Source organism: Brevibacterium spongiae (assembly GCF_026168515.1).
GTDB classification, from domain to species: domain Bacteria; phylum Actinomycetota; class Actinomycetes; order Actinomycetales; family Brevibacteriaceae; genus Brevibacterium; species Brevibacterium spongiae.
This window is the reverse complement of record NZ_CP093443.1, coordinates 3,329,992-3,348,240: the sequence shown is the minus strand read 5'-3', so window position 1 is coordinate 3,348,240 and position 18,249 is coordinate 3,329,992. Positions and strand designations below refer to the sequence as shown.

Here is an 18,249-nt window from a genome sequence, read left to right as displayed (position 1 = left end):
ACCCGAATGCGCACAGGTCCGGACTGTGCACAGGGTTATCCACATATCAACACGTCTGAGTGGGCATTGATTCCCCACTCCGAGGTGCTCGTGGAGGCAGTGCTAGGCGTTCGTGGAGGCAGTGCGAGGCGTTCGTGGAGGCAACGCGAGGCGCCCGCAGCGGCAGAGCGTGGGGCTCGAGGAAGCATCAAGTGTCTCGGCTGCTCGGCAATGAACCTAAGGTCGCTGCTCGCCAGTGAACGTGTGGACGCCATCCTCGGTGATGGCCGAGGGGATGCGCAGATCCCATTCCTCCGCGGTCAGCCCGGACAGGCCGAGCTCCTCGGTGAAGCACACCCCGAGGACACCGCCGCCGTGGTCGAGGGGCGCCACGCCGTGCGGGCCGAACGTCCGGTCATAGAAGCCTCCGCCGTTGCCCAACCGTGCTCCGTCAGCGCCGAAGCCCAACGCGGGAATGAACAGGAGGTCAAGGCCCACCTCGGGGGACAGCAGCTGCGCGGCAGTGAGCAGTTCGACCCCGTCGGCAGGTTCGCGGATGCCCCACTTCCCCTGCGGTTCGAGGCTCGCCATCGATCCGGTGACCTCGCCGAAGGCCAGGGGCTCACCGACCTTCGTCACCACAGGCAGGTAGACGGTCCCACCGGCTGCGAGGAAACGGTCGAGTGCCGGGTCGAGGTCGGGCTCACCCGGCAATGCCGCATAACCGAGCACGACACGGGCGTCCGCGGCGCGGATGACTTCCCACGTCGTGTCCGCCACGGACGCGCCCACGCCCGGGACCGCCTCGGTGCGGGACGGATCTGCACCGGCCGTGTAGGAAGGGTCCTCCTCGGTGCGGGACGGATCTGCACCGACCTTGTGGGAAGGGTCCGCCTCGGTGCCGGTGGGGTCTGCGCCGGCGGCGTGGGCAGGGTTCACGGGGGAGACGCGGGCACGATTCGCGCGGGCTGTGCGGACACGCGACCGCAGCTGCGCCTTCGAAGATTGTGGTTCCACGCAATTCAGACTAACCGGGACCGGGGGATTCGTTAAGATGACTTCATGAGTGATGAAGCGCAGCACACCGTTCGCAAGGCCGTGATCCCCGTCGCCGGCCTCGGAACTCGGTTCCTCCCCGCCACGAAGGCCACCCCGAAGGAAATGCTCCCCGTCGTCGACAAACCGGCGATCCAGTACGTCGTCGAAGAAGCCGTCGACGCCGGGCTGCAGGATGTCCTCATGATCACCGGTCGGAACAAGCGACCGCTCGAGGACCATTTCGACCGGGTCGACGGACTCGAAGACGCGCTGGCGAAGAAGGGCGATGAGAAGAAGCTCGCCGCCGTGCGCCATCCGTCCGAGCTCGCTGACATCCACTATGTGCGCCAGGGGGATCCGAAGGGACTCGGCCATGCCGTGCTCAAGGGCCGCCAGCACGTCGGCAACGAACCCTTCGCCGTGCTCCTCGGCGATGACCTCATCGACGAGCGCAGCCCGATCCTGCCGAAGATGATCGAGGTTGCGGAGAAGACCGGTGGCAGCGTCGTCGCTCTCATGGAGGTTCCGCGCGAGGCCATCCACCTCTACGGCTGCGCCGCCGTCGAACCCACCTCCGATGGTGACGTCGTCAAGGTCACCGACCTGGTGGAGAAGCCCGCCACCGAGGAGGCCCCCTCGAATCTCGCGATCATCGGCCGTTACGTGCTGGCCCCGGAGATCTTCGACGTCCTCGAGACGACCGAACCGGGACGCGGCAACGAAATCCAGCTCACCGATGCCCTCCAGGAACTCGCCGGAGATGCGGATGGCCACGGTGTCTACGGAGTCGTGTTCAAGGGGGCCCGCTACGACACCGGCGACAAGCTCGACTACCTCAAGGCCGTCGTGCAGATCGCGTGCGACCGTGACGACCTCGGCGATGATCTCAAGGGCTGGCTGCGCGAGTTCGTGCCGACCCTGGACTGAGCACCAGGGCAGGGCCGGAACCGCCCGCGGCAGACCCCGGACAGTCCCGGACAGTCCCGGACAGTCCCGGACTGTCCCGGACGGTTCCGGGGCACTGACCCGGCAGGGCAATTCCGGGCCGTCAGGCCGACCGCAACCGATCCCGAGAGCGAGGGCAGCCGCGTGTGGCCTGTCATCCTGACTGACCGTCAGTCCGATATCGTGCTGCGTCCCCTCCGCCGTCGCGATGAGGACGCCTGGCGGGAGGTCCGCCGATTCAACCGCGATTGGCTGCGCCCCTGGGACGCGACTCTGCCCGCACCCGGTCAAGAGCTGCCGGGATTTCGCACCATGGTCCGGATGCAGGACAAACAGGCCAAACGCGGACAGACCGTGCCCTTCGCCATCGAGGTCGGCGGCGACTTCCGCGGCCAGATCACCGTCTCCGGCCTGACCTGGGGATCGATCCTGTCCGGTCAGATCGGCTACTGGATCGATTCGCGCGTGGCCGGTCGCGGCATCACCCCGATCGCCGTGGCGATGGCCGCAGACCACTGCTTCTTCGCCCTCGGCCTCCACCGCATCGAGATCAACATCCGCCCGGAGAACGCAGCGAGCCTGCGCGTGGCGGCCAAGCTCGGCCTCCGCGACGAAGGGGTGCGCGAACGCTATATGCACATCGACGGGCAGTGGTGCGATCACCGCACCTTCGCCCTCCTCGCCGAGGAGGTCCCGCACGGCCTGCTCGCCGCCTACCGGCACGGCACCGGCGGAACCGCAGCGCAGTGACGCGCAGGCCGGGAACGCAGTAACGTTCAAGCTGTGCATCGCGGTGACATCCTGGCTGAGAATTGTGTGAACATCGCGCCAGTTTGACCGACACACCTGCCGTCTTCACGTCTTCGTCGATGCCCGCAACTTAGGGTGGCAGTGTGGACACCAGCATCATCGTCGTCATCGCCATCGTCGTGGTCTTCGCCGTTGCTGTGCCCGCAATGATTCGGAAGTCCGCGACGGAGCTCTCGCGCGCCGAAATCGATACGGTCCCGGACAACGCGGCCGTCGTCGCAGCCGAGATCCCCAACCCCGGACACGACCATTCGGAGCGCACCCAGGTCTTCCACGACAAGCCCCGAAAAACGCCCTCGGTCCCGACCCCGCACGTCTCTGCAGACAAGGACGCACCGACCCTGAGCCTCTCCGCTGCGACCCCCGCGTTCGCCGTCATCGACGGCCTGGGTCAGGCCCGCACCGTCACCGAGGCGGCCGAATCCTCCCAGCCCACCGTCCTTCCCGTCGCGGTCGGAGAGACCCACTCGGCGTTCTCTGCCGACCACGCCTCCGGTCATGCACATGCCGGGCAGGCCGGGACGGGCTCCGGACTGGGGCTCGCCGGGACCGGCAATGTGCGACCCCTCCATCCCGCAGTGTCCGCCGTGTTCAACGACAGCACACCGGCAGGCGGGCGGCAGAACGGTTCCGCCCGTACCCCGCAGGCACCCACGCCGCACGCGTCAGCGAGCGGCCGGACCGAGTCGACCGGCGCGCGCTCACGACCTGCCGACGCGGCAAGTCCGCGAGGCGGCGCACCACGGGGAGGCGGCGCAGGCACGGGCCGGGGCGGTCGCCTCGGCGAAGGCGAAGCCACCACCACAGACACCGATCCACAGATCTCCACTCCGAGCACCGGAACCGACGAGGAACATGCGATGACTGAGCAAGCAACGACTCTGCGCGAGTCCCTGAAGTCGCTGAACACGATGGTGAAGGGATTCGCCGTGGTCTTCCTGGCCTCGGTGCTCGGCATCCTCGTGACCGGAGTCCTCGCGCTGTTCTCGGTCGTGCACATCGCGCTGGCCGGAGTATTCCTCGGCCTCGCCGTTGTGTCGCTGTTCCTCGTGCGCACCCTCAACCTGCGCAAGGCCGCGACGAAGAAACAGCTGCGCAGGCTGGAACGCACCCCGAAGTCGGCCGCACCGACGCGGACCGCACCGAAGCAGACCGCGACGAAGCCGACCACGCCGAACCAGTCCTCATCGAAGCAGACCGTCCCGGTGAAGGAACAGCAGAGCCACGCGAGTACCGCACCTGCCACCGGACGGACAGCTGCCACCGGAGGGACAGCCCCGACCGCGAAGCAGTCCACACCGACTCGAACGACGGAACGCACACGCACCGCGGCACAGCCGGCCGCCTCGGCGCCGACCTCGAGCGGGACTGCCGCGCGCATCGCAGCCGCCGCACAGGCACGCAGCGGATCGACGAAGGCCGCGCAGGCCCGGGCCGCGATGGCGCACGGCGCCGAATCGAAGAAGGCCCGCGAGGAGGCCGACACCGGCGAGATCCCGCTCGTGCGCGTCCGCAAGGAAGACAGCGAGGGACACACCACCCGTCAGGTCCTGCTCACCGGACCGATCCCCGTCGTCAAGGAGAACGCCCCCGCCGAGGCGACCGAGCAGTCCGATCGGGAGTCCACGAAGGCGCCCGCTGAAAAGGCACCCGCCACGGCACAAGCCGAGAAAGTGCCCGCTGCGAAGGCACCTGCTGAGAAGTCATCGAGCGAGCAGTCGTCGACCGCTTCGGCCGCGGAGGAGTCCACGTCCAGGTCCACGTCCGAATCTTCGGCCGAGGCTCCGGTCTCGCTCGGTTCCGATCTGGTGGCCGACCAGTCGACGTCAGGTTCGGCGAACGAGTCCAGCACCGGTGCCGAACGCGACGCCGATGTGCACGCGGCACTCGACGCGGCGGCGCAGGTCGACGACCCGTTCATGCAGAGGCTGAAGTCGCGCGACGGCTGGTCGCCGACGCCGCTGCCGGTGCCCAGCTACGTGGACGCGCCCGAAGCCGAACACCCTGTGCCCTCGGCGACGGCAGCCGATGCGAGCTCGTACGAGACCGAGGCCCGCAGCCGCGAGGACATTGCGGCAGAATTCGCCGCCGAGCTTGGCTACCGCCCGGAACTCAGCGACTCCGCCCGCGAAGACGGGCCGCTCGGACACGGACGCAAGGCGATCCGGACGACGAAGGCCGCCGACCTCGGTGCCGTCAACGACGTCTTAGCCCGCCGCCGCGCCTGAGACTGAAGAACTGGACCGAGGCTCCGGCGTGGAGTCGGAAGTTCCCGGAGGAGTCGTAACTGCCCTGCGGAGCCGGTTGTTCGGTCCCCGCAGGGTCGAATGTGCCCCACGGAGACGGATGTTCGGTCCCCGCAGGGGCGTATGTGCCCCGCGGAGTCGCAATTTCCCCGCGGAGTTTCGGAAGCGGCTCAGCTTGTTCCGAGATACTCACGTTCTTCGGTGAGCTTCTCGGAAGAAGGTGTGCCGTTTAGGCGGAGAGGAGCGACCGTCAGGCGGAGAACACCGACCAGCAGATGGAGTCCCGGGCCGCCTGATCCTCAAGCACGAGATCACGCACCTCGGCCGGTAGCCGCTCACGCTGCCAGTCTCGTTCAGTTCGTCCCGCATTGAGGTCCGTACCCGAGGGGCCGCGCGCGGCCTTGATCGCATAAGCCGCCGCGCCGAGGTCGTGCTCGGCGACGTGTCCGACGCAGGCGGCCTGTCCTGCCGCATACGCAGCGAAGCGCGCGGGTCCGCGCAATGGCCTGGCCGCACCCATGGCGTGGCCGCCGGTCGCACGGGCGGTCATCATCGGCGTGGTGCCCGCAGCCCACTCTCGAGCGGCAGCGATGGCCGCACGCGGGCGTACATCGTCAAGACAGACCGACTCGAAGATGGGGAGGACGTGCTCAGCGCAGTCGGCCGCCCACAGCGCGAGAAGGCTGTGGTGATCGTCGGTCAGCGATCCGCCTCGGCGAACGGTGATCATCCGCGGGTCTCGGACTTCGGGGAGGATCACCGGATGTCCCGGGTCAGGCGAAACGGCGCGGGGCCGGTCAGGCAGGGTGGCACACGGCCGGTCTGAGTGTGACAGTCTGAAATGGCCCCACTTGGAGCAAAAATGATCCTCTGATTTGGCCCCACCCCCGACCTACCAGCCGTACCGTTCGTGATGTCGACCAAGACGTTCACGAAGAGGTGGGGCATATGAAGGAGATGTCGAGAGTGGAGCAATTCGAGAATATCCGACGAGACCACAGAGACCATGAGATGTCGATTCGACAGTTAGCCCAAAAGTACAAGGTCCACCGCAGGACGGTACGTCAGGCGTTGGCGGATGCGGTACCACCGCGGCGGAAGACTCCGGAGAGGGTAGCACCAGTCCTCGGTGAGCACGTTGCCACCGTCCGGGCTTGGTTAGTTGCTGACAAAGAGGTCCCTCGGAAGCAGCGTCATACCGCCCGGCGGGTCTGGCAGCGCCTCGTCGAGGAGGAAGGAGTCGAGGTTGCGGAGTCGAGTGTGCGAACCCTGGTCGCGAAGCTGCGCCGGGACATTTTCGATCAGTCGTTGGAGGTCAAGGTTCCTCAAACCCATGCCCCGGCGGCTGAAGCCGAGGTCGACTTCGGGGAGTTCTACGCCCTCATCGGTGGGGTGTGGTTGAAGCTGTGGATGTTCATTCTGCGCCTATCGCATTCGGGTAAAGCCGTGCACATTGCTTACGCCAACCAGGCTCAGGAGTCGTTTCTCGACGGTCATGTGAAGGCCTTCGACCGGCTCGGTGGAGTCCCGACGGGCATGATCCGGTATGACAACCTGACTCCGGCGGTGGTGCGGGTGCTGCTGGGTCGGGAACGGGAGGAGAATCCCCGGTTTGTCGCCCTGAGGTCGCATTACGGGTTCGATAGCTTCTTCTGCCAGCCCGGGATCAAGGGTGCTCATGAGAAGGGTGGCGTCGAGGGGGAGGTCGGTCGGTTCCGGCGCCGTCATCTGGTGCCGGTGCCCGAGTTCGCCTCCTTAGCCGAGCTCAACGCTTTCATGGTCGCTGCCGATGCTGGTGATGACGACCGAAAGATCACCGGCCGGGTCGAGACGGTCGGGGCCGCGGCGGCCCGGGAGCTGCCTGGCCTGCGGGGTTTGCCCGATGAGGTCTTCGATGCCGCGCAGACCCTGTCGTGTCGGGTCGATGCGAGAGCCAGAGTGTGCGTACGTCAGTCCTATTACTCGGTGCCGGCCCGGTTGGCTGGCAGACGCCTCCAGGTGCGTTTGGGGGCCACGACGGTGACCGTGATCGCTGAGTCGGGGGTGGTCGCTGTCCATACCCGGTCGCTGCATAAGTACACCGAAGATTTGGTCCTCGATCACTACCTGGAAGTCCTCATACGCAAGCCCGGAGCATTCGCCGGGGCCACCGCGCTGGCGGCTGCCCGGAAGTCCGGGATGTTCACGAACGCTCATCAACGGTTCTGGGATGCTGCGCGTGGGCAACTCGGCGACACGGCCGGGACCCGGGCGCTCATCGGTGTGCTGCTACTGCACCGCAGCCTGCCCAACGGTGACATTGTCACCGCATTGACAACCGCGACCGGGTTGGGATGCTTCGATGCTGATGTGGTCGCGGTCGAGGCCCGCCGGGCCGGTCAGGCGATGACTGCGCCACCGGCGGTGGTCGTCCCGGCCCACGTCGGACCAGTCGGGGAGAGGCCGGTGCCGGGCCTGGGCGCCTATGACGAACTGGTCTCGGTGGTGGGAGCATGAACGCGAAAACCATCCCGGCATCGACGCCGGCAGTGACTGCTCTGGGTGATCAGGCGGCTGAGGCCGCGATCGCCACGGCTTGTCGGACCCTGTTCATGCCCACGATCCGTGACCAGGCCTCACCGATGGCCGAGGCAGCAGCCCGAGAACGGCTCTCGCACAAGGCCTACCTGGCTGAGGTGTTGGCCGCGGAGTGTGATGATCGTGATGCCCGCCGTCGGATCCGGCGGATCAAGGAAGCGAAGTTTCCTCGCACCAAGCACCTGTCCGACTTCGATACCGCCGCCATCGAGGATTTGCCGCCGGCCCGGTTGGCGACTCTGGCCACCGGAGCGTGGATCGATGCCGGTGAGCCGTTGGTGCTACTCGGTGATTCCGGGACAGGGAAGACGCATCTGCTGATCGGTCTGGGGACCGCCGCGGCCGAGCAGGGCCGCAGAGTCCGCTACGTCACGACGGCGGCCCTGGTCAACGAGCTCACCGAGGCCGCCGATGCCAAGCAGCTCTCCCGGGTAGTGGGCCGCTATGCTCGCCTGGACCTGCTGTGCCTGGATGAGTTGGGGTATGTCAGCCTCGATTCTCGTGGAGCTGAGTTACTCTTCCAGATCATCACCGAACGTGAGGAACGAGCCTCGATTGCGACAGCCTCGAACGCCTCGTTCAGCGAGTGGGGGCAGACATTCACCGACCCGCGGCTGGCCGCGGCCGTTGTCGATCGGTTGACGTTTAACGCCCACATCATCAACACCGGCACCAGCTCTTACCGGCTGCGCACCACCCGGGCCAGGAGCGAAGAGGCCACTTTGCAGGAAGGAGATCAACCATGATCACCACCGAGGATCAGGAACCAGCCAGCGGAAATGCCATCGATGCCACCGAGGACTGGGTCGCCTACATCAGCCAACGCCTCAATGACGCCCAGGATCTCCTGGACGGGATCAGTGTCACCATCGAGTCTGTTCAGCCCAGTGGCCGCGAGCATGCCGCCGATCTGATCGATTCGGCTATTGAGGACCTTCAGCGACTGCGTCGCCGATTCGGACCAACCGAACCCGACTACGGCCCTGGCGATCCGCCGTTCTGACCACACTGGAACCTGAGAGGCCCGGCCACTCCTGTGGCCGGAGAAAGGCTCGCAACACAACACCGCCCGACCCCGCTGGGCCGCGACTGTTACCAACGCGCGGCGAGCACGACCACACATGCTGGGGTGGGGCCAAATCAAAGCATCACAGTGGGGCCAAATGGGGTTGACACACTCAGCCGGTCAGGCGAAACGGCGCAAGGTCGGTCAGGTGAAGCCGGGCACGCTCGGGGAGAGCCGGTGCCGGCGCCACGTTGCAGCCGCTGCGAGTCATTGCGAGCGTCCGCCGAAATCCTCAGCGATCGAGACCGCGACCGCCTGCAAGCGGGGAACGACATCGTCTTCGATCGAGAGTCCGCGCAGGTGGGAGGTGTGCAGCGAGACATTGACCGCGGCCAGGGTGGTGTCCCCGCGGCGAACGGGCACGGCGAGGCCCCGCAGCCCCTCATCGAGCTCCTGGGACACAAGGCACCATCCCTGTTCGCGGATGCGTTCGAGCTCCTTGCCGAGCTCGTCGCGTGAGGACACGGTCCGGTCGGTGAACGTCGAGATCTCGGTGCGGTCGAGGAATGCCTGCCGATCCTCGGGCGGCAGCTCGGAGACGAGGATCCGGCCCATCGATGTCGCCCACGCGGGCAGACGATTGCCGAGGTTGACCGTGACGGTGTGCAGCCTCGGGGCGGTGGCACGTGCGATATAGACGATGTCGTCCTCGTCGAGGATGCTCAGCGTCGCGGATTCGTCGAGGTCGTTGGCGAGCCGGTTGAGATGCGGCTGCGCGACCTTCGGAAGATCGAGTCCGGCCAGGAACCCCGCACCGATGTCGAGCACGCGCGGGGTGAGTGAGAACTGGGTGCCGTCGGTGGTGAGATACCCGAGGTCGACGAGTGTGAGCAGGAACCGGCGGGCCGCGGCCCTCGTCAGATGGGTCGCCTCGGCGACCTGAGTGACCGACAGGCGCGGATTGTCAGCGGTGAACGCGAGCAGCACGGACAGCGTCTTTTCGGCAGACTTGACGTAGTGGTCGCCGGTGGACGCCTGTGCTCCTGAATTCTTCTCTGACTTCACCGTTCCAGGGTATCGGGAAGAGCCGAACCGCTGTGCATTGTGCGCTATGCGTACATGTGTGCAAAAAGCGCACATCGTGGTACTGTGATCTGCGACAAGCACGAACACGCCCTCATCGCGGAGGAACCGCGGGGGCACCATTCGAAGGGGAATGCCCATGTCAGCAGCGGAACACACAAGCCCGGGGGCCACCGCGGAACTCAAGCGGGCCAGACGGGCCGCCGCGGGATCGTTCATCGGCGCCGTCGTCGAATGGTACGACTTCCTCCTCTACGGAATCGTCGCCGCACTGGTGTTCGGCGAGCTGTTCTTCCCCGACTACAGCTCCCACGCCGGAACCCTGGCGGCATTCGCAACCTTCGGCGTCGGATTCGTCTTCCGCCCGCTCGGCGGCATCATCTTCGGCCACTTCGGCGACCGCCTCGGCCGGAAGTCCATGCTCGTCTGGACGATGACGATCATGGGAGTGGCCACAGCGCTCATCGGATTCCTGCCGACCTATCAGTCCATCGGCTGGCTCGCTCCCGCCCTGCTCGTGCTGCTGCGCTGCATCCAGGGCATCGCCGTCGGGGGCGAATGGGGCGGTGCCGCCCTCATGGCCGTCGAGAGCGCACCACCGAAGCTGCGCGCCTTCTTCTCCAGCGGAGTCCAGATCGGCTATTCCTTCGGACTGCTGCTGGCCACCGGGCTCGTCGCCCTGCTCAGCAGCAACTTCTCCGCCGAGGCGTTCCTCGCCTGGGGCTGGCGCATCCCGTTCTTCTTCAGCGCCGTCCTCGTCCTCGTCGGGCTGTGGATCCGCGCCGGCGTCGAGGAATCCGAAGAGTACCTCGAGCGTGTGAAGAACGCGAAGACCGACAAGACCGCGAAGCTGCCGATCTTGGAGGCCTTCAAACGCTACCCCGCACAGATCTTCCAGATCGTCGGACTGCGCTTCATCGAGCTGCTGACCATGTACATCGTCACGACCTTCGCCCTGTCGTACTCGACCGAGCAGCTCGGCCTCGACCGGCAGATCATGCTCAACATCACCCTCCTCGTCGGCGGCCTCGGCATCATCACGATCCCCGCCTTCGCCTACCTCTCCGACCGCTACGGACGGCTGCGGGTCTACCTCACAGGCGGCGTCATCGGCCTCATCAGCGCCGTGCCGTTCTTCCTCTTCCTCGAGGCCGGCAACATCGTCGGCATCGTCATCTTCGCGGTGCTGCTCATCAACATCGCCCACGATGCCGTCGTCAGCGTCCAGCAGCCGCTGTTCGCCGAGATGTTCAGCCCCGAATTCCGCTACAGCGGCGCCGGCGTCGGCTACCAGCTCGCCAGTGCCATCGCCGGCGGCTTCACTCCGTTCATCGCGACGTTCCTCGTCGGACTCGGCAACGGGACCTGGTACCTCGTGGCGGCCTACCTCGGCGGCGGCTGCCTCATCTCGATCGGGATCGCCGTGCGCCTGGTCCGGAAATGGCAGATCGGCCGCCGCGCCGAACGTCGCACCGCCGAATCCGCGCAGGCAGTGACCGCCTGATGGTTCGCCGCGCCTCCTTCGCCGCCGCCGTTTCGTCTCCCGGGGCGGTCCGGTCGATCCGGTCGGTTGAGATCACCGCTGCCGGGCACGTCGAGGTCGTCGACCGGCCTGCTCCGCAGGGACCTCCTGCCGCTGGGCAGGTGCGGGTGCGGATGCGTGCGGTGGGAATCTGCGGCACTGACCTCAGCCTCGCCGCGGGATCCAGGACGCCTCCGGAGCTGCCGTGGCGACTCGGCCATGAAGGCATCGGTGAGATCGCCGAGGTGGGGCCCGGGGTCGAGGGATGGGCGATCGGTGACGGGGTCGCCCTCGAACCGAACATCACCTGCGGGCAGTGCGAGTACTGCCGCCGAGGCGTGACCTCGGCATGCGCATCCCGGCTGAGCGCCGGGGTGCTCACGCAACCAGGATTCCTCGCCGAGGTGGTCGATCATCCCAGCGAATTCTGCCACCGCCTGCCGGCCGGCATCCCCGTCGAGCGCGCCGTCTGCGCCGAACCGCTGACCGTAGCTTCCGCGGCGATCCGCCGCACCGAGCTGCGGGGAGGGGAAGATGTCCTCGTCATCGGCGCCGGAGCGCAGGGACTGCTGGCGACCCTCATCCTCGTCGACCGCGGATACCGACCGTGGGTGAGTGAGCCGGACGCAGCCCGGCTGCAGTTGGCGACCGAACTCGGGGCCCGGGCCTTCGTCCCCGGGCGCAGCCCTGCTCCCGAGGTCGTCATCGATGCGGCGGGAGTCCCGGAGGGACTCGCCGCCGTCGTCGACCATCTGGCGCCGTTTGCGAAGGTCACGATCGTCGGGGAAGATCAGCACCACCTCGGCGCGTCGAGCTTCCATATCGTCCAGCGGCAGCTGAACATTCGGGGCTCGTTCATCTACGAACACCCGCAGGACATGGCGACCGCGGTCGAACTGCTGAAGAGGCTGCCGACGGAGGCGATCGTCGGACCGGGACGCAGTCTCGATGAAGTGCCCGAACTCCTCGGCGCCCGTTCCGGTGGCATCGACTCAGTTGCCGGTGGTGCCCGTCAGCCCGGGAGCGCCGGTGGGAGTCGCCGGCCCGGGGTCAAGCAGTGGGTGGATCTGCGCGGCTGACCGACCCGGGAACCGAGGCGGTCAGCCGCGGGGCAGGGCCACGTACTTGACCTCGAGGTATTCGTCGATGCCGACGCGACCGCCCTCACGGCCGAGGCCGGACATCTTCACTCCGCCGAACGGGGCCGCAGGGTTCGAGACGAGGCCGGTGTTGAGTCCGACCATGCCGACCTCCATCCTGTCGGCAAGGCGGAGGGCGCGTTCGATGTTCTCGCTGAACAGGTAGCCGACGAGGCCGAACTCGGTTTCGTTGGCCAAGGCGATGCCCTCTTCGTCCGTGTCGAAGGTGACGATCGGGGCCACGGGGCCGAAGATCTCCGTCGTCCTGATCTCCGCGTCATCGGGAATGTCGGTCATCACCGTCGGGGTAAAGAAGAAGCCGTCACCGTCGATCCGATGTCCTCCGGTGAGGACCTTCGCTCCCTTGGCCACGGCCTCATCGACGAGACCCGCGACCTTGTCGAGGGCGTCCTGGTCGACGAGCGGACCCATCTCGGTGCCGTCGTCGAGGCCGTTGCCGACCTTCATCGCGCCGATGCGTTCGGCCAGCCTCGTGGAGAACTCCTCGGCCAGCGAGGAGTGGACGAACATGCGGTTCGCGGCGGTGCAGGCCTCACCGCCGTTGCGCATCTTCGCGAGAACCGCGCCGTCGACGGCTTTGTCGATGTCGGCATCGGCGAAGACGACGAACGGGGCGTTGCCGCCGAGCTCCATGGAGGTCTTCATAACGGTGTCGGCGGCCTGCTTGAGCAAACCCACCCCGACCTCGGTGGACCCGGTGAACGTGACCTTGCGGGCGATGCCGGACTCCATCCACGGAGTCACGACGCGGCGCGCGGACTCGGAGGTGACAAGGTTGAGCACCCCGGCAGGAAGGCCGGCTTCGACGAGGACGTCGACGAGCATGAGCGAGGTCAGCGGGGTCAGCTTCGCAGGCTTGAACACCATGGTGCAGCCGGCGGCGATGGCCGGGCCGATCTTGCGTGCGCCCATGGCCAAGGGGAAGTTCCACGGGGTGATGAGGATGCAGGGCCCGACGGGTTCACGGGAGATGAGCATGCGGTTCTTGCCGTCGGGTGACTGCGAGTAGTCGCCCCCGATGCGCACTGCCTCTTCGGAGAACCAGCGGAAGAATTCGGCGCCGTAGGTGACCTCGCCCTTGGATTCGGCGAAGGGCTTGCCCATCTCGGCGGTCATGACCGCGGCTATGTCGTCGGCACGGTCGTTGAGCAGCTCGAAGGTCCGGCGCAGGATCTCGGAGCGCTCGCGCGGGGAGGTAGCGGCCCACTCCGCCTGGGTGTCACCGGCGACAGTGATGGCCTCGTTGGCATCGGCGGCGGAGCCGTCGGCCACTGTGGTGATGACTTCGCCGGTCGCGGGATTGCGGACCTCGAGGGTCTTGCCGCCCTCGGCCTTGCGCCACTGGCCGCCGATGAACAGTCCGGTGCCCAGCTTGTCGATGATCGGGGTGATGTCCATGACGCATCCTCCTTGAGTGTCGTCAGAGCAGAGCCGCGTGATCGGCGTGAGGAGATCTCCGCAGCGGTCTCGGAACGCGGCCGCCTCCAGTCTAGTGCTCTTCGGGCCGCGGTGTTCTGCGGATTTCGTGGTCTGCGGATGTTGCAGAGTTTGCCTACTGGCCGGGGGAGTCGGTGGGCTCTCCGACCGCGGCGTCGTCACCGCCTGCGGCTGCGCGGGCCATCATCGACAGCGACGCATGGGCTAGCGCGCTGGTGGCGATGAGCTGCCGGTTGTGCATTGTGATGCCGCGAATGACCCGGAGGCAGACTTCGTCGCGGCTGAGCTCGGTGCCGATCGGTCGGATGTTGTCTCCAGCCGTCGAGGCGATGGCTCGGCACTGATCAACGACCGATTCGACGCTGACGCGATAGCCGGCGGCATCGACCATTTCGAGGACTCTGGCCAGGGCACTCCGGGCGGCGGATTCCTCATCCGGCCAGCCCAGCCGGTCGAGAGCCTCGGAGACGATCCCATCGAAACGGTCCGATGGCGACCGCGGAGCCGCCTCGGTGCCGGTGCCGGATCTGAGGGTGAACGGAGGTGAACCGGGTGCTCGCAGCGCCGAGGCGGGAAGCCCGGAATTCCCACGCAGGGCGAACTCCTGGCAGATCCCCATCAGCTCGATCGTCGACAGCGACTCGTCTCCGATCGCACGGGTGAGATCGGCGATGTCAGAGATCGGTGTGCTCAGCTCATCACGGAGCCAGCGGATGAGCTCGAGTCGGTGGAGGTGAACGTCGTCGTAGACCGCTGTCGTCGCGTTCTTCTTCCGCCCCGCGGGGAGGAGTCCCTCGTGGATGTAGAACTTGATGCTCGCGGTCGAGATTCCTGCGGCGGCGGCCAGGGCGCTGAGCTTCATCGCTGGTCCAGTCGTGTCGGCTTCATCGCGTGTCCTGTCTCATCGGCGCTGTGTCTCTTCGCATCAGAACCCCGTCTCTGCGGGTGGGATCGGATAGTGGATGCGGCTCGTGCTATCTACGTTGCCGTCGTTGGTTAGTGGAACTATCTTAATCGCATGTCAACGATGATCATCGCCATCCACGCCATTGCCGCCTCGGGTGTCATTCTGCTGGGCCCGATTCAGATCCTCCGCCGCACCAAGGACCGCAAACACCGTTTCATCGGCCGGTCCTGGGTCATCCTCATGTACTTCGTGTGTGTGAGCGGAATGTTCATCTACTCCCTCACCGGTGCGTTCACGCTATTCCACGCGCTGGCGATCTGGACGTTCATCTCCACGACCCTCGGCGTCATCGCCATCCGTCGCGGCAACGTCCGTCGCCATATCGGCATGATGGTCGGCTCATATCTGGGCGCGCTGACCGCGGGGATCTTCGCCGCGGCCGTTCCCGGTCGCGATATCCCGCAGCTGGCCGTGCACGATCCGGCGCTGCTGTGGATGCTCGTGTCGGCGGTCGTCCTGCTCGTCACCGCGTGGGCGGTCTTCGTCCTGCGGTTCGTGTCCGGGCAGGATCGCTCGAGCGAGAGGGCTCGCTCGAGCGAGGGGGCTCGCACGAGCGAGGGTGCCGACAGTGAACCGTCGACACCGGCCGCCGCTGGGAACTCCGCTCCGGTCGCTGTGAAGTGACGACGAACGCTCAGGCGACGTGCTTGTCGAACTCCGTGTTCTTCTGTAGGAAGTTGTGCACGTAGGAGCATGTGGTGCGGAACTTCAATCCCGCCTCGGCGCTGGTCTCGAGGGCATAGCGCACGAGGTGGCCGGCCAGGCCGCGTCCGCCCCATTCGGGCTCGACCACGGTGTGGGTGAAGGTGCGCACGGTGCCCTCGGCGGTGTCATCGGGTCCGGTCTCGCGGTCGACGTAGTCGGCGACGCCGATGACCTTGCCGTCATGGGAGACGGTGAAACGGTGGGCCGCCGCATCCTCGGCGATGGTGAAGGTCTCTCCGGAGCTCTCGATGTCCATGTCATTCCTCTCGATTGTCCGTGCCGGCGGCACTGTGGTTGCGGTGGCGGCGCTGGGGCGGTGCCCGGCGACGCTGCGATGATCGACGATCGGCGTCGATTCGTCCTGACCTCTGACACTATAGGTCTGCAGTCGAAAAACCGATTAGCCTGTTGAAACATGACGCAATGGTCGGCCCGCCCGGCCGCATCTCAGCCAAACGCTCGCGAAGGAGTCGGTCACATGTCCTCACCCACCCCGGTCACCATGGTCGATGCGCACCAACTGATCCTCCATGAGGCCGGGTACGAGGTCACCGAGCTCACCCCCGCCGACATCGCCGACTACGTCGCGCTCGTGTCCTCGGCCTACCGCGGGGAGGGCTCGAAGCAGGGATGGACCACCGAGGCGGACATCCTCGGCGGTCAGCGACTCGACGTCCCGATGGCTGAGGAGATGCTCGCCGAGGCGGACTCCACGATTCTGCTCGTCCGCGACAGCCAGGGCAGGGCCGTGGCCAGCGTGTACGTGCGACAGCCGACCGACGGAGAGGCCTACCTCGGCGTGCTCGCGGTGTCCCCGGTGGGGCAGGGCAAGGGAGTCGGATCGGCGCTGATCAACCTCGCCGAGGCGTGGGTGGCCGAACGCTGGAGTGCCCACACGATGCGGATGAGCGTGATCAACAAGCGCGACGAGCTCATCGCCTACTACGAACGACGCGGCTACGAACGCACCGGCGAAGTCGAACCCTTCCCCTACGGTGACGAACGCTTCGGAGTCCCGAAGGTCGACGATCTCGAATTCGTGCTGCTCGCCAAACCGCTGGGGTGACGCACATACGCGGGTGAATATAGGTCAGCATCGGATACTTTCCACGAGCAGAAGTGTCCGATGCTGACCTATGTTCGAGCTCGGGTGTCCGATGGCGACCTATATTCGAGCATCAAGCGGGCGGGCGAAGAGCCGGACGCCCTGCCCGCCCCGCGCTGAGCCGGGCCGGCGGCGCATCCCCAGAACTGAAGTGCCTCAGAAGACCATCGCAGGTACGACGAGTCCGCCGACGAGGGCGACCGGCCCGATGATCACCATCGACATGCCGAACTTCACGAGGATGCGCGTCAGACGCGGCTTGTCCTCGACCGGGGCAGTCGCGACGACCGTGGCACCCAACGTCGAGAACGGTGACACGTCGACGACGGCCGAGCACACGCCCAGCGCCGCGATGAGCGCCCATCCCGGCACTCCGCCGGCGGCGATGAGCGGCAGAGCCAGCGGCACCAGCGCGGCGAGGATGCCTGTGGTCGATGCGAATGCGGAGACGAGTCCGCCGACGACGCAGAGGACGAACGCGGCGATGAGCGGCGAACCGATCGCTTCGGCACCTTCGCCGAGGAGGTCGACGGCGCCCATGTTCTGCAGCACCCCGACGAAGGTGATGATTCCGCCGACGAGGAGCACCGTCGACCAGTCGATCTTCGGCAGCGCCGCCTTGCCGGTCTTCGGATCGACGAGGGAGAGGATCGCACCGAACATGAAGCACAGCAGGCCGATGTCCGGTTCCTTGCCGATGGCGGCGAGGACGACGACGGTGCCGATGAGCCCGATCATGAAGACGACGGTGAGGATCTGCACGAAGGTGAACGGAGTCGACTCGGAACTCGCCTCCGAGCTCGAGGAGTCGAAGAGCGCTTCGTCCTCGTCGTCTTCACCGAAGGCGACACTCGAGGCCGAGGCGGAGCCGCGGGAGACGCGGGTGTCGGCCATCTCGGGCACGGTCGCCTTCTGCTTCGAGAACAGCGACCGGCCGTACATGAAGTAGGCGACGACGAGCATGACCAGATAGACGGCGACAGCGATGCCGAAGAGCAGGAACGGTGAGAGGTCGATTCCGGCATCATGAGCGGTGGAGTACGTGACGATGCCGTAGAGGCTGGTCGGGGCGAAGCCGCCGGCGCCGATGGCGAAGCAGATGGCCAGACCCATGAGCGCATAGTCGACCCCGTACTTGCGGGCGACCTGCATGCCCACGGGCATCATCACCAGGCCTGCCAGCGGTGCACCCATCGCTGCGATGCCGCCGGTGATGAGGAAGAACACCGCAGGCAGCAGCACGGCCGAGGATCCGACGCGTTCGAGCGCCCAGTCGATGATCTTGTCGACGGTCCCGTTCTCCTGCGCGATCGCGAAGAAGTAGGTCACTCCGGCGAGGAGGACCATGATGCTCAAGGGGAATTCGGCGACGATGTCCTCGACAGCCATATCGGCGAGCAGCAGTCCGGTGCCGGCCGCGCCGACGAGCATGAGCACGCCGATCTGTACGCCGCGGATCGCGCCGATTGCGAAGAGGGCGATGAAGATGAGCAGAGCGATGATCTGAGTGAGCATGACGTCCTCGGGATTCTGGAGCGACACTGAGTATCGCCGGGCCATTCGCTGAGAGACACTACCAGCGTTACCGGCCGGTACAGTGGCGACGTGTCCGACTGCCCGCGGATTCCCGACAGGTGGCACACCCTCGCCGAGGCGGCTCTTCCCTCCC

General features: G+C 66.5%; 17 protein-coding genes. 10 read left to right on the top strand and 7 right to left on the bottom strand.

Annotated elements, in window-relative coordinates; all coding sequences use genetic code 11:
- Window positions 1–216: 216 nt before the first annotated feature.
- Complete coding sequence (locus L1F31_RS15100) at window positions 217–996, bottom strand: 5-formyltetrahydrofolate cyclo-ligase (RefSeq protein ID WP_265418054.1); 780 nt, start codon at window positions 994–996, stop codon at window positions 217–219.
- Window positions 997–1,041: 45 nt separating this feature from the next.
- On the opposite strand from L1F31_RS15100, the gene galU reads away from it, so the two are divergent.
- The 3 genes from galU (at window position 1,042) to L1F31_RS15085 (ending at window position 5,000) form a co-directional block, all read left to right on the top strand.
- On the top strand, window positions 1,042–1,944 hold the full coding sequence (gene galU / locus L1F31_RS15095; RefSeq protein ID WP_265418053.1) for a UTP--glucose-1-phosphate uridylyltransferase GalU: 903 nt from the start codon (window positions 1,042–1,044) through the stop codon (window positions 1,942–1,944).
- A gap of 162 nt (window positions 1,945–2,106) precedes the next feature.
- A complete protein-coding gene (locus L1F31_RS15090) occupies window positions 2,107–2,712 on the top strand; it encodes a GNAT family N-acetyltransferase (RefSeq protein ID WP_265418052.1) in 606 nt (201 codons plus the stop codon).
- Window positions 2,713–2,855: 143 nt separating this feature from the next.
- Entirely contained in the window at window positions 2,856–5,000 is a 2,145-nt protein-coding gene (locus tag L1F31_RS15085; RefSeq protein WP_265418051.1) for a hypothetical protein, read from the top strand.
- Window positions 5,001–5,268: 268 nt separating this feature from the next.
- On the opposite strand, the gene L1F31_RS15080 is transcribed toward L1F31_RS15085, so the two are convergent.
- Window positions 5,269–5,778, bottom strand: coding sequence for a putative immunity protein (locus L1F31_RS15080; RefSeq protein WP_265418050.1), 510 nt, complete (start codon window positions 5,776–5,778; stop codon window positions 5,269–5,271).
- Between the two features lie 197 nt (window positions 5,779–5,975).
- Between L1F31_RS15080 and istA the strand changes: the two genes are divergently transcribed.
- Genes istA through L1F31_RS15065 form a run of 3 tightly spaced genes read left to right on the top strand, consistent with a single transcriptional unit; the run spans window position 5,976 to window position 8,598 of the window.
- Complete coding sequence (istA, locus tag L1F31_RS15075) at window positions 5,976–7,514, top strand: IS21 family transposase (protein ID WP_265420372.1); 1,539 nt, start codon at window positions 5,976–5,978, stop codon at window positions 7,512–7,514.
- Window positions 7,511–8,341 carry an IS21-like element helper ATPase IstB gene (gene istB / locus L1F31_RS15070; RefSeq protein WP_265417432.1) on the top strand — a complete coding sequence of 277 codons (831 nt, stop codon included), beginning with the start codon at window positions 7,511–7,513 and terminating at the stop codon, window positions 8,339–8,341. Before istA ends, istB begins: the two co-directional genes overlap by 4 nt.
- A complete protein-coding gene (locus tag L1F31_RS15065; protein WP_265417433.1) occupies window positions 8,338–8,598 on the top strand; it encodes a hypothetical protein in 261 nt (86 codons plus the stop codon). Before istB ends, L1F31_RS15065 begins: the two co-directional genes overlap by 4 nt.
- 270 nt (window positions 8,599–8,868) lie before the next feature.
- Here L1F31_RS15065 and L1F31_RS15060 read toward each other — a convergent pair whose 3' ends face one another.
- Window positions 8,869–9,666: an IclR family transcriptional regulator domain-containing protein gene (locus tag L1F31_RS15060; protein ID WP_265418049.1), complete on the bottom strand. Its 798-nt coding sequence runs from the start codon at window positions 9,664–9,666 to the stop codon at window positions 8,869–8,871.
- A gap of 157 nt (window positions 9,667–9,823) precedes the next feature.
- On the opposite strand from L1F31_RS15060, the gene shiA reads away from it, so the two are divergent.
- Together shiA and L1F31_RS15050 are read left to right on the top strand one after the other, a co-directional pair.
- Complete coding sequence (gene shiA / locus L1F31_RS15055; protein WP_265418048.1) at window positions 9,824–11,188, top strand: shikimate transporter; 1,365 nt, start codon at window positions 9,824–9,826, stop codon at window positions 11,186–11,188.
- Window positions 11,188–12,285: a zinc-dependent alcohol dehydrogenase gene (locus tag L1F31_RS15050; protein WP_265418047.1), complete on the top strand. Its 1,098-nt coding sequence runs from the start codon at window positions 11,188–11,190 to the stop codon at window positions 12,283–12,285. Before shiA ends, L1F31_RS15050 begins: the two co-directional genes overlap by 1 nt.
- A gap of 21 nt (window positions 12,286–12,306) precedes the next feature.
- On the opposite strand, the gene L1F31_RS15045 is transcribed toward L1F31_RS15050, so the two are convergent.
- Window positions 12,307–13,764, bottom strand: coding sequence for an NAD-dependent succinate-semialdehyde dehydrogenase (locus L1F31_RS15045; protein ID WP_265418046.1), 1,458 nt, complete (start codon window positions 13,762–13,764; stop codon window positions 12,307–12,309).
- 154 nt (window positions 13,765–13,918) lie between these two features.
- A complete protein-coding gene (locus L1F31_RS15040; RefSeq protein WP_265418045.1) occupies window positions 13,919–14,665 on the bottom strand; it encodes a MerR family transcriptional regulator in 747 nt (248 codons plus the stop codon).
- Between the two features lie 156 nt (window positions 14,666–14,821).
- Here L1F31_RS15040 and L1F31_RS15035 point away from each other — a divergent pair, with 156 nt between their 5' ends.
- Window positions 14,822–15,394: a DUF2306 domain-containing protein gene (locus tag L1F31_RS15035; protein WP_265418044.1), complete on the top strand. Its 573-nt coding sequence runs from the start codon at window positions 14,822–14,824 to the stop codon at window positions 15,392–15,394.
- A gap of 10 nt (window positions 15,395–15,404) precedes the next feature.
- Here the strand turns inward: L1F31_RS15035 and L1F31_RS15030 are convergent, their stop codons facing one another.
- The gene (locus L1F31_RS15030) at window positions 15,405–15,731 is read right to left on the bottom strand and encodes a GNAT family N-acetyltransferase (protein ID WP_265418043.1); all 327 of its coding nucleotides are present in this window, start codon (window positions 15,729–15,731) and stop codon (window positions 15,405–15,407) included.
- A 222-nt stretch (window positions 15,732–15,953) separates the two neighbouring features.
- On the opposite strand from L1F31_RS15030, the gene L1F31_RS15025 reads away from it, so the two are divergent.
- On the top strand, window positions 15,954–16,541 hold the full coding sequence (locus L1F31_RS15025) for a GNAT family N-acetyltransferase (RefSeq protein WP_265418042.1): 588 nt from the start codon (window positions 15,954–15,956) through the stop codon (window positions 16,539–16,541).
- Between the two features lie 195 nt (window positions 16,542–16,736).
- Here L1F31_RS15025 and L1F31_RS15020 read toward each other — a convergent pair whose 3' ends face one another.
- The gene (locus L1F31_RS15020) at window positions 16,737–18,095 is read right to left on the bottom strand and encodes an SLC13 family permease (protein ID WP_265418041.1); all 1,359 of its coding nucleotides are present in this window, start codon (window positions 18,093–18,095) and stop codon (window positions 16,737–16,739) included.
- Window positions 18,096–18,249: the final 154 nt, after the last annotated feature.

Excerpts from the sequence above, each read along its gene's own strand:
- galU (WP_265418053.1), top strand. The coding sequence starts at position 1,042 with ATGAGTGATGAAGCGCAGCACACCGTTCGCAAGGCCGTGATCCCCGTC.
- istA (WP_265420372.1), top strand. The coding sequence starts at position 5,976 with ATGTCGAGAGTGGAGCAATTCGAGAATATCCGACGAGACCACAGAGAC.
- istB (WP_265417432.1), top strand. The coding sequence starts at position 7,511 with ATGAACGCGAAAACCATCCCGGCATCGACGCCGGCAGTGACTGCTCTG.
- L1F31_RS15065 (WP_265417433.1), top strand. The coding sequence starts at position 8,338 with ATGATCACCACCGAGGATCAGGAACCAGCCAGCGGAAATGCCATCGAT.
- shiA (WP_265418048.1), top strand. The coding sequence starts at position 9,824 with ATGTCAGCAGCGGAACACACAAGCCCGGGGGCCACCGCGGAACTCAAG.
- L1F31_RS15050 (WP_265418047.1), top strand. The coding sequence starts at position 11,188 with ATGGTTCGCCGCGCCTCCTTCGCCGCCGCCGTTTCGTCTCCCGGGGCG.
- L1F31_RS15045 (WP_265418046.1), bottom strand. The coding sequence starts at position 13,764 with ATGGACATCACCCCGATCATCGACAAGCTGGGCACCGGACTGTTCATC.
- L1F31_RS15040 (WP_265418045.1), bottom strand. The coding sequence starts at position 14,665 with ATGAAGCTCAGCGCCCTGGCCGCCGCCGCAGGAATCTCGACCGCGAGC.
- L1F31_RS15035 (WP_265418044.1), top strand. The coding sequence starts at position 14,822 with ATGTCAACGATGATCATCGCCATCCACGCCATTGCCGCCTCGGGTGTC.
- L1F31_RS15030 (WP_265418043.1), bottom strand. The coding sequence starts at position 15,731 with ATGGACATCGAGAGCTCCGGAGAGACCTTCACCATCGCCGAGGATGCG.
- L1F31_RS15025 (WP_265418042.1), top strand. The coding sequence starts at position 15,954 with ATGTCCTCACCCACCCCGGTCACCATGGTCGATGCGCACCAACTGATC.
- L1F31_RS15020 (WP_265418041.1), bottom strand. The coding sequence starts at position 18,095 with ATGCTCACTCAGATCATCGCTCTGCTCATCTTCATCGCCCTCTTCGCA.